Consider the following 9,799-nt stretch of genomic DNA (forward strand, 5'->3'; position numbering starts at 1 on the left):
TTGTATTCGTCCACGAAAATACATCATATTATTCCTTATATAGGAAATTATTCTAACAATATTTTCATGTTAGGTTTGATGCATTTGTAGTGTGTTTTTCATCCTTATGTTGTGCTTGCTCAGCCGCGGGCGCGAGTTAGCGATGTTTTTCATCGCTATGGCTATGCTTTCCCGCGCCTCGCGCGGGTTTCAACCAACATAAGGATGTTTTTCATCCTTATGGCGGGCTTGCTCGACCGCGGTCGCGAGTTAGCGATGTTTTTCATCGCTATGGCTCTGCTTTCACGCGCCTCGCGTGGGTTTCAACCAACATAAGGATGTTTTTCATCCTTATGAGGGGCTTGCTCGGCCGCGGGCGCGAGTTAGCGATGTTTTTCATCGCTATGGCTCTGCTTTCGCGCGACCAGCTCGGTTTTCTTGCGCCATGCGTCGGTTGCCCCTCGCTGGCTGCACCTCGTTCATTCGACTCATAAGCTCGCTCATTCGCACGGAATTCGCTCACTTTAGCTTCAGCGCCGACTCCCGCTCCAATTCACATCCGAATACCGGCGCTGAAATGGTTGTAGTCGTCAGCAGACGGGTCAAAGGCTGCCTCTTCCTCGCTCGGCACTGCGTCGGTTACGGGCGATGCGTTCGCCTCAGCGTAGCTCTCGGACCAATCCTCATTCACGGTGTGGGCCGGAATGCGGATGGAACCCTCCAGATCGTACGCCATGGAGTATATCGCTTGCTCTGACTCAGCCTGCGGGCGATCCACTAAGCGCCCGCCGTGTGATTGCGCAATTTCTAGCGCAGAGGTTATCTCCTGTGCATCAAGATGGATATGCACCGTGGACATCTCTCCACCCAGTAATTCCGGCTTGTAGCCGAGCTCGTCCAGCGTATCAAGCGCAAGAAGCGCATCCCGCTCCTTCTCAAATTCAAAAAATATAGGAACAAAGCTCTTCATCGCACAGCATCCTTTCTTCCTCAACATGCAAAGTATGCCATTATCATCTACAAATTGTTCCCACTTTATTCTGCGTTGATGGCTTCCTGCACGAATGCCAGCAGCTCCGCATGATATTCTGGCACAGCAGCCACGAGGTAAACCGCCTGTGCCATCTCTCTCCCCTCTTCGAAGCTTGTTCTCACACCTGCATTTGTCCCTTCATTTGTACGCGCATTTGTACCTGCAATTGTATCTCCATTTCTACCTGAATTTGTCCCCGTACATATTTCTACACTTGCACTTGCACTTGCACTTGCACCTGCACTCGCACCTGCACTCGCACTAGCACCCGCACCCGCACTCGCACCCGCACTCGCACCCGCACTTATCCCTCTACCTACCACAGCAACCGCACCGCCAAGCATAGCTACCGGATTACCCGCGAAATCCGTCACCTTCACGCCGGCCTCCTGCGCGAGCAGCAAACCCGCGTACAAGTCCTCGCCTTCGGAGTTGTACAGCACGACACCATGAAGGTCGCCTCTAGCGAGCATCGCCCAGGTCAATGACGGCGCCCACATGCGCAGCACTCTTTTAACCGAATGCTCTAGATGATGCCTTAGTCTCAACGCTCTATGATCGTCCTTGCCAACCCCATGGCCTTGAATCCATGAAATTGTGGACTTGACCAACACTCCTTTCGGCTTCGCCTCAAGTTCAACATCCTCCTGCCAAGCACCTTCGTCTTTAACAGCAACATAATTTAGCCCCAAAACCGAATCACGGATTACCCCAAGGACAATTTGTCCCTGATAACTCAAAGAGATGCAAACGCCATAAAGCGGTATGCCCAAGGCGAAATTATTCGTTCCATCCAGCGGATCGACATGCCAAACCCAATCGCTGACTGCCCCTCCTTCACCCGCTTCTTCACTATATATACGATGACTCGGAAACACCGCAAGGATGTCTTCCACAATCAAACGATCCGCCTGCACATCTACTTCGGTGACCAAATCACCGCGATCATCCTTATGCTGAATGGTCAGCTTACCTCCGAAACGCTCTCTCGCCAGTTCTCCTGCTTTCGTTGCAGCTTTAACAGCAACCTCTCTTGCTAATGACCACTCATTACGATTCATTCACTTAGGCCCCTTCAAGTAATCTAGTACTCCTCCTCATATTTTACCATATCCCCCCTGCAAAAGTTGTCGCAAACGCACACTGCTGCATTGACAAGCAGCCTCTACATAAGTGATAATATAGCAAAATCAGAAGCGATATAAGCAGTCGAAAGGGGCAATACGAGTATGGTTAAGCAGCATCAACACAAGATTTTGGATTGTACGATTCGGGACGGCGGTTTGGTGAATGATTGGGATTTTAGCGTGGAATTTGTACAAGACATGTATCGCGGCTTAAGCGCAGCCGGTGTAGAATATATGGAAATTGGTTATAAAAACTCGGAAAAGCTGCTCAAAGGCGGAGCGTCCGGTCCTTGGAGATTCTTGAATGAGTCCTTCCTTCGTGACGTTATTACCAAAAAAACCGATACAAAACTATCTGCTCTCGTAGATATCGGCCGTGTCGATGAGAACGACATTTTACCTCGTGAAGACAGCTTACTTGACCTGATCCGCGTTGCTTGTTACATCAAAGACGTTGATAAAGGCCTTGAGCTTGTTCAAAAGTTCAATAACATGGGCTACGAAACATCCATTAACATTATGGCGCTTTCCCACGTAATGGAAAATGAACTGGTTGAAGCTTTCGAAGAAATTAATAAAAGCCCTGTTGACGTTGTCTATATCGTAGACTCCTACGGCAGCATGGATCATAAAGACATTGACTACCTCGTAACGAAGTTCCAACGTCTGCTTCCTGAGAAAGAACTTGGGTTACACATGCACAACAACCTGCAGCTTGCTTTCGCAAACACAATTGCAGCTGCTTCCAAAGGCGTGTCTTTCCTTGATTCCTCCGTATATGGAATGGGCCGCGCAGCAGGAAACTGTACGACGGAACTACTTCTTAGCTATTTAAAAGGAGCACGTTACGACATTCGTCCAGTACTAGAAATTATCGAGAAACACATGATTACTATGCGCCAAAAATGGGATTGGGGCTATCTCATTCCTTACATGATCGTAGGAGCGCTTGATGAGCATCCGCGTACGGCTATGGCTCAACTTAGCTCAGATGAAAGAAATAACTTTGTAGATTTCTATGACCGATTGACTTCCGTAGAAACGGCTCCTATTGTTCATAAAAACTAATATTCTCAATTAAAAAGACCCCTTATTGACAGTTCTCGAAGGCTTTGGCCTTTAGATCTATCGATAGGGGGTTTTTCATATGCCTTAACCTTATTTGATAATTTTGGCTGATACGACGTAGTCTTCTGCATACGCACGGTCAATGAGGAAGATGAAATCCTCTTCTTCTCGGCGATACGGGGTTTTTTTAGGGAAAACTTCAATATACTCACTCTCGATTAACTCTGTACAATTCTCGTCTGCGTAGATCAATCCGTCTTCTAAACGTTTTAGCGCCTCAACCATAACCTCCCGGGATTTGAACTCCCCTTGAATCTCTACATAGACTTTTGCGGTAGCATCGTGGTCTTGCAGTAAAATCGCTACTTTTTGGTTAGTTTTGATGCGCACTTTCTTTTTTGGAGTTATGCTCATTTGTCCTACTCCTTCATCAGTCTTCTATGCGTTATTTTATGTCACAAAGGCGGAACGCGGACTAGGCTAATGAACGCTAACGAGACACTCCCCAAAGACTGGGCTTTTCACATATGTATGTAAATGTACCGAATAGAGAAAATAAAGAACGAATCGACACCGCTGACCATCAGCGACCCGTTAGGAGTGAAATCTATCCGCCATGAGCCGCATATTGCTAATTGAGGACGAAGAACGCATCGCTAGGGTGCTTCAGCTGGAGCTGGAGCATGAGGGCTATGAGGTACATATAAGAGCAGATGGGCGCTCTGGACTAAATGCAGCCTTAGACGAGTCGGAGGACTGGGAGCTTATCCTGCTTGACGTCATGCTGCCGGAATTGAGCGGTCTAGAGGTGCTTCGCCGCATACGGCAGGTAACCGCTACCCTTCCCATTATCCTGCTGACGGCACGTGATGCCGTCCCCGACCGAGTCAGCGGACTTGACCAAGGCGCTAACGACTATGTGACGAAACCTTTTGCCACGATCGAATTGCTCGCCCGCATTCGCAGTCTGCTCCGCCAAAGAAGCTTTCAGGACCAGTCAGCAGAGCAGCCTCATTTACTTAAGGTGGATGATCTAACCATGGATTTAAAGAGTAGAGCCGTTACCCGAGAAGGTACACCGATCGAATTAACGCCTACGGAATTTGATTTACTGCGCTTCCTGATTCAGCACCAGGATGAAGTGATGTCGCGGGAGCAGATCATTTCAGAGGTTTGGGGATATGATTTCGTAGGAGATACGAACGTGGTTGACGTGTATATCCGATATTTGCGGCAAAAGGTGGACAAGCCCTTCTCCTCCAAACTCATTCAGACGATGCGCGGTATCGGCTACTTGCTGAAGGTTGAACCTTCCTCAAGCAAAGAGGCGGACGATTCAGCTGGTGAAGCTGTTCCCAAAGACGGGCAGACGCCCTCATGAGCCTTAAGCTGAAAATCACACTGTGGGTTTCCGCAGGACTGATGTTGATCCTTTTTTTCAGCTTCACCTTTGTCTACTATATGTTCATTCGGGTTACAACCAATGGCGAACTGGAGCTGCTGAAAGAAAAAGCCCGCACCCTGATTCTGAAGGATTTACCTAATCATCCGGAGTATTGGCAGAATAGCTCGCAGATGGAAGAGCTCCTCATTCCGCAAGAAATGGTGCGGTATATTGCTCCTGATTCGAAGGTTGTTTACCAAATATATTCCGACCCCAAGCTGCTCCGCTTTTTTCCCAAATATGTAGACAAAGAAACGGTTATCTTAGAAACAGCGCCCGACGGAATTTTTATATTCGTGAAAATGCCTGTGTTCAAAGAAGGCCATCAGGTTGCTATTTTAGAAATTGGACGCAACCTGCGGAGGTTGGGTGAATACTCCCGCATGCTCATCTCTATACTTTTGTTAACTTCCACGGGTGCGCTGATCCTAGCTCTCCTTGGGGGTTATTTCTATACGAATGTGCTCTTTCGGCCGCTTCAGCAATTAGTAACCACCATGCAAAATATTGAGAAAAGCGGCTCTTTTAGACACATCCCGCTGCCCGACAAGCTCACGAATGATGAGTTAACTATGCTTAGTGCAACATTTAATAAAATGATTGATAGGCTAAAGGGAATGTTTCAAAAGCAAGAGCAATTCCTTGCGGATGCCTCACACGAGCTGCGTACGCCGCTCACGATCATTGAGAGCTACGCTAGCTTATTGCGAAGATGGGCTTTCCGGGACGATAAGCTGCGTGAAGAAGCGCTCGAAGCCATCATCTCCGAATCAGCCCAGCTGAAGATTCTCACGCAAAATCTGCTCTCCCTTACCGATAAAGAGCGAGAAGACTGTGAACAAAAGAGCACCTTCGACCTCCTTCCGATTGCCCAGCAAACCGCAGCCTCGCTTAGAGTCACCTCTAGCAGAGAGATTGAGGTGCAGATTGCGCAAGATCTGAAAGAGCTTCATATGACAGGAGATCCTTATAAGATCAGGCAGCTTCTCATTATTTTGCTAGATAACGCGCTCAAATACAGCCAGCAAATGGTCGTGTTGAAAATCGGCATCACAGAGAACAAGTGGGTTACCATCGAAGTCATTGATCAAGGCATCGGTATTGCAGAAAGTGACATACCGCACCTTTTTGACCGCTTCTATCGGACGGATAAAGCAAGGAATCGCAAGCAAGGCGGAGTCGGTCTAGGACTGGCTATTGCGGAGCATATCGTTCAGAAGCACGAGGGGACCATTCAGCTCAAAAGCTGCTTAGGTCAAGGAACTACCGCTTTGATTACGCTGCCAAAAACGTGTCAATAAAAATATTATAATGGAATTCTCATCATATTCTCAGAATTGATCTTAACACCATTGATACCACTGGCCATAGGGCTGCAAGGTAAATGTTAGGTGGAATTTCATCTGGTATACTTGGGCTGTTGGACGAACAATCCACAAGTTAGCTCAGTAGAAGAGTCTTGCAAATCAAGTTTTCTAATGAAAACTTAGCATAGGCTTACAACGTAAGTTTACTTACGAAAACTCTAAGGAGGCAATCCAGATGAAAAACCATCAAAAAACGTGGTATAAGAAATTAGTCATTGCGGCATTGACCGTTTCCATAGGACTTTCTGCAGGAATGGTAAGTGCGCCTCATCAAGCCGGAGCAGCAGCAGCTATCGATGCATCAATCACAGCAACTTCTCGTGCCAGTCAAGTGATTTCGATCGGTAAAAACTATTTGGGAAGACCTTATCAATTCGGTGCAAAATCGGGTCAAACGCGAACATTTGACTGCTCTTCCTTCACCCAATACGTGTTCAAGCGGGTTGGTGTAAACCTGCCGCGGACATCTAAACAGCAATCCCATGTCGGAACATATGTATCCAGAAGCAACCTTCGCACAGGTGATCTTGTGTTCTTCTCTATTCCGGGCAAACCCGGCGTCATTAACCATGTAGCCATTTATATGGGCAACGGTAACCTACTGCAGACATACGGCGCAGGCGGAGTCCGCATTACTAACATTCACAGCGGGACTTGGTCATCCCGTTACATGACCGCTCGCCGCGTCCTATAGTTTAATAAGGATAACCCTCAGCCATATGGCTTGAGGGTTTTTGTTTTTCACCTAGGAATCTGCAAGCCGTAATATATTCCGCCCTACTAACTAGCTAGTAACGGATGTACGCCTCAACATAGTTCTCCCTCAAGCCTCGCTTTCGCACCTTGATCTGCAGCAGACGTTGTTTGTAGCTCACTCTAGCCGTCCTCGGCTGCACAAGGGTCGGCAGCTTAATGATTCGGTTCTTGCCGCTGAGAAAGCCGGTCAGCTTAATCTGATTGGATTTCACAAACACCTGCAGCGCTTTTGGATCTTCATCTTTGGCAATCTTCACTTTAATAATGACATGTTCATGCGTCTCAAAGATTTCAGAGCCCGCAAATCCCTGGGAAGAGAGAGTGGCATCCAAACCCGGCATCGCTTTTTTCAGCATGTCCTGTACATATCCCTCGGCCCACGTCATATTATCTAGAAAGGTCTGCCCTTTTTCACCGAAAGGCAGCTTTTGCCCAAGGAACTTCTCAACTTGCTCCCATTTTAGCCAAGGATGGCGATTAAACCCGTTCAAGCTCATCACCTCATTTTCACTAGCAGTATATGTGCCTACTCCCTGATGTGACACCCAAATGAAAAACAGGGCACCTCTAGGCGAATACCCTCATATACTATAGTTGTGATAAGTGCAAGGGGGTCGAGTATGCCATCTATCGTAGGGAATGTCAAAATCATCAGCGTGGGGCCGAGCTCCGTCGTCCACTTCGGCGATTCCTTTATCATCGCACCTAACAGCTCCTCCAAAACTTTTGCCGGAGCAGGCTCATTTAATACCGGGGATTTTCCTCGCATTTATAATGCCTACAGCACAACTGTAACCAACGATTCCGACCTTATCGAAAACAATGCCAGCGGAATTATCATTTAATATTCATTCATTTATTAACCTGAGCGAGGTGTTCATCCAAAATGAACTGGACCATCCATCAGACCATTATGATTCAGCATTTAAAAGTGGACTCAGTGGCTAACTCCTCCGTTCTGCAAATTGGCACCGCCGGATCTATCCGATCCTTATCTAATCTGTACAATACCGGCGGCTTCGTTGAATCCGCTCCACAGATGGGAGCAAGCGCAACGAACCCAGTCTCACTGGTTCCTTTGCCACCGCCAACTTAATATCCCCCAACTCGGGCGTTACAAGCTGAATGAAACCGGAAGGAGGTGCCTTTCCTAGATGCATAATTGTATAACTTGGCAGCAATGGGCCCAGCAGGTCTCCGCCTATATTGAGATGCAGAAACAGAGAATCGATACGCTTGAACAAACCGTAAGCAAACTGCAAACGGACCTTAACGCCTTGAAAAATCAGAAGGGCGTCCACATCGATAAAATCGAATATAAATTCGATCAACTCAAAGTCGAAAAGCTGGACGGGACCTTAACAATCGGTATCAGCCCCAGCTTACTTGACCAAATCGATGACTTATCAGTGAATGGTGCCTCGATGGGCAAATATGCTGGTGCTGATGCGAATGCATTTTTTCAGGGGCAAGGACAAATGAAAGGGCAAATGCAAGGTCAAGGACTAAGTCAATGGCAAGGAATAGGGCAGAGACCACAAGAGCAAGAACAAAAGCAAGGTCCAGGGGCGGGGAATCAAGGGCAAGAACAGGGGAAAGGAAATCCCACAGGTTTTGGCATTCAGCAGGAAGTCTCTAGCGGGATAGAACAATACTTGCAATATGGTGTTCATGCCGATATGCACAATCTCGAAAACAAATATCAGTATCCATTGGACGAGGATTACAAAGCCCTCATTATCGATGATATCCGTAAACAGCTAGACACCCGCATTCAGCTTTATATCAATCAGTACCGCAGCGTTGGTTTCAAAGAACCGATGGAAGCCGTGACCACCAGCATCATCGAGAAAACTAAACAAGACATACTAAGTGCAATTGACAGTTACATATCCAATTTACCAAGGAAGGAAGGATAACTATGCTGAACTTACATGTAGAAAACAAGCAACTTTTCGTAGGTGATGTGCGAATCATCGGGGTCGCCAGTTCTTCTGTATTTCTTATTGGCGATACGGAAGTCATTTCATTGTCCTCCATGTTCGACACCCCTCCCGAATCGGTCATCATTTCTCCATTCGTACCTCTTCCATCGGAGGGGTGACCTATGGTTCGCTTATCCATCGTCGGCAATGTCTATATCAATGACTTAAGCTCGAGCAGTATCATGCATGTTGGTGATAACATCAACACAGCTCTAAAAACAAGAGTCTTCGCTGTCCAGCGTGAAGTTCCCTTCTATTATGGGAATGAGGGAAGCTTCAAGGCTTATCCCTTTTATCAAAGACCCTTTCCCATCCCCCAGCCTCATGAACCCTTCACAATGTGTGTGGATAACTTAGGCTCATTTATTCGTGTGCAGAATATCCGTATTCTTGGCGTTTCCTCTTCCTCTATATTGCAGATCGGCTGTAATCGTATCACCAGTGGCGAAACCCGCATCAAAAACATCCGCCAGTTCGTCACAGATAAACCCGGCCCCAAAGAAAAGACAACCTTTGTCAAACTAGGCAAAGAAGAAGGCGTTGGCTTCTTCGAAGCGAATCCCCAGCAGTAACTTTAGGAGATCGTCTATTCATTCATCCAATCTTGTTCTACATTGCGGTTTCTAAAATCGGAATCCATCGCCATATAGGCTCGCGTGAGGTAGCTGGATGAATGAAAAAATGAATGAATGAATGAATGAATGTATGAATGAATGAAAAAAAATGAATGAATGTATATGTGCACCCACATCCTCGGTCGAATGATGTTGTAGTAAGTGCAACAATTGCGGCCCTGATCCCGCCTCTCCCTCTTCAATGTTGTATAACGTACAACAATCTTGACCTATTCAGGCGATTTCGCAAGAAATGGGTTAGAATTGTTGTACGAAATGCAACTTCAAGCTGCTAAATGGCCTTTTGGCTTGCGAATTGTTGTAGTAATGAGTCAATTTCATAATTCCAAACCCTTGTTACATCTAGCTTTTTAAGGCATAAAAAAAGGAGTACCTCCCCAAATCTCGAAGGTAATAGGCGACGAA

Annotated in this window: 13 protein-coding genes; 9 read left to right on the forward strand and 4 right to left on the reverse strand. The window is 46.8% G+C overall.

Going from position 1 to position 9,799, the window contains the following annotated elements; all coding sequences use genetic code 11:
• Positions 1 to 532: 532 nt before the first annotated feature.
• Together ASG85_RS30250 and ASG85_RS30255 are read right to left on the reverse strand one after the other, a co-directional pair.
• Positions 533 to 949 carry a hypothetical protein gene (locus tag ASG85_RS30250; protein ID WP_057303666.1) on the reverse strand — a complete coding sequence of 139 codons (417 nt, stop codon included), beginning with the start codon at positions 947 to 949 and terminating at the stop codon, positions 533 to 535.
• A gap of 65 nt (positions 950 to 1,014) precedes the next feature.
• Positions 1,015 to 2,073 carry an inositol monophosphatase family protein gene (locus tag ASG85_RS30255; RefSeq protein ID WP_060648706.1) on the reverse strand — a complete coding sequence of 353 codons (1,059 nt, stop codon included), beginning with the start codon at positions 2,071 to 2,073 and terminating at the stop codon, positions 1,015 to 1,017.
• A gap of 168 nt (positions 2,074 to 2,241) precedes the next feature.
• Here ASG85_RS30255 and ASG85_RS30260 point away from each other — a divergent pair, with 168 nt between their 5' ends.
• A complete protein-coding gene (locus ASG85_RS30260; RefSeq protein ID WP_060648707.1) occupies positions 2,242 to 3,207 on the forward strand; it encodes an aldolase catalytic domain-containing protein in 966 nt (321 codons plus the stop codon).
• A 90-nt stretch (positions 3,208 to 3,297) separates the two neighbouring features.
• Here ASG85_RS30260 and ASG85_RS30265 read toward each other — a convergent pair whose 3' ends face one another.
• A complete protein-coding gene (locus tag ASG85_RS30265) occupies positions 3,298 to 3,621 on the reverse strand; it encodes a hypothetical protein (protein WP_057303663.1) in 324 nt (107 codons plus the stop codon).
• Positions 3,622 to 3,823: 202 nt separating this feature from the next.
• On the opposite strand from ASG85_RS30265, the gene ASG85_RS30270 reads away from it, so the two are divergent.
• The 3 genes from ASG85_RS30270 to ASG85_RS30280 all read left to right on the forward strand — a co-directional run bounded on the left by ASG85_RS30270 (position 3,824) and on the right by ASG85_RS30280 (position 6,712).
• Entirely contained in the window at positions 3,824 to 4,588 is a 765-nt protein-coding gene (locus ASG85_RS30270) for a response regulator transcription factor (RefSeq protein WP_057303662.1), read from the forward strand.
• The gene (locus ASG85_RS30275) at positions 4,585 to 5,952 is read left to right on the forward strand and encodes a sensor histidine kinase (protein ID WP_057303661.1); all 1,368 of its coding nucleotides are present in this window, start codon (positions 4,585 to 4,587) and stop codon (positions 5,950 to 5,952) included. The genes ASG85_RS30270 and ASG85_RS30275 overlap by 4 nt, the downstream gene beginning before the upstream one ends.
• A gap of 241 nt (positions 5,953 to 6,193) precedes the next feature.
• Entirely contained in the window at positions 6,194 to 6,712 is a 519-nt protein-coding gene (locus ASG85_RS30280; RefSeq protein ID WP_057303660.1) for a C40 family peptidase, read from the forward strand.
• Positions 6,713 to 6,806: 94 nt separating this feature from the next.
• On the opposite strand, the gene ASG85_RS30285 is transcribed toward ASG85_RS30280, so the two are convergent.
• Positions 6,807 to 7,265, reverse strand: coding sequence for an Hsp20/alpha crystallin family protein (locus ASG85_RS30285; protein WP_057303659.1), 459 nt, complete (start codon positions 7,263 to 7,265; stop codon positions 6,807 to 6,809).
• 129 nt (positions 7,266 to 7,394) lie between these two features.
• Here ASG85_RS30285 and ASG85_RS30290 point away from each other — a divergent pair, with 129 nt between their 5' ends.
• The 5 genes from ASG85_RS30290 to ASG85_RS30310 are packed head-to-tail and all read left to right on the forward strand — an operon-like array spanning position 7,395 to position 9,331.
• The gene (locus tag ASG85_RS30290) at positions 7,395 to 7,619 is read left to right on the forward strand and encodes a spore germination protein (RefSeq protein ID WP_047678721.1); all 225 of its coding nucleotides are present in this window, start codon (positions 7,395 to 7,397) and stop codon (positions 7,617 to 7,619) included.
• A 41-nt stretch (positions 7,620 to 7,660) separates the two neighbouring features.
• Positions 7,661 to 7,870: a spore germination protein GerPB gene (locus tag ASG85_RS30295; protein WP_057303658.1), complete on the forward strand. Its 210-nt coding sequence runs from the start codon at positions 7,661 to 7,663 to the stop codon at positions 7,868 to 7,870.
• Positions 7,871 to 7,928: 58 nt separating this feature from the next.
• Positions 7,929 to 8,693 carry a spore germination protein GerPC gene (gerPC, locus tag ASG85_RS30300; RefSeq protein ID WP_057303657.1) on the forward strand — a complete coding sequence of 255 codons (765 nt, stop codon included), beginning with the start codon at positions 7,929 to 7,931 and terminating at the stop codon, positions 8,691 to 8,693.
• Between the two features lie 2 nt (positions 8,694 to 8,695).
• A complete protein-coding gene (locus tag ASG85_RS30305) occupies positions 8,696 to 8,878 on the forward strand; it encodes a hypothetical protein (RefSeq protein ID WP_057303656.1) in 183 nt (60 codons plus the stop codon).
• Positions 8,879 to 8,881: 3 nt separating this feature from the next.
• Complete coding sequence (locus tag ASG85_RS30310; RefSeq protein ID WP_057303655.1) at positions 8,882 to 9,331, forward strand: spore germination protein GerPE; 450 nt, start codon at positions 8,882 to 8,884, stop codon at positions 9,329 to 9,331.
• The last annotated feature ends 468 nt before the right edge of the window (positions 9,332 to 9,799 follow it).

The sequence above is a fragment of the Paenibacillus sp. Soil724D2 genome (genome assembly GCF_001427935.1).
In the GTDB taxonomy this organism is placed as follows: Bacteria; Bacillota; Bacilli; order Paenibacillales; family NBRC-103111; genus Paenibacillus_E.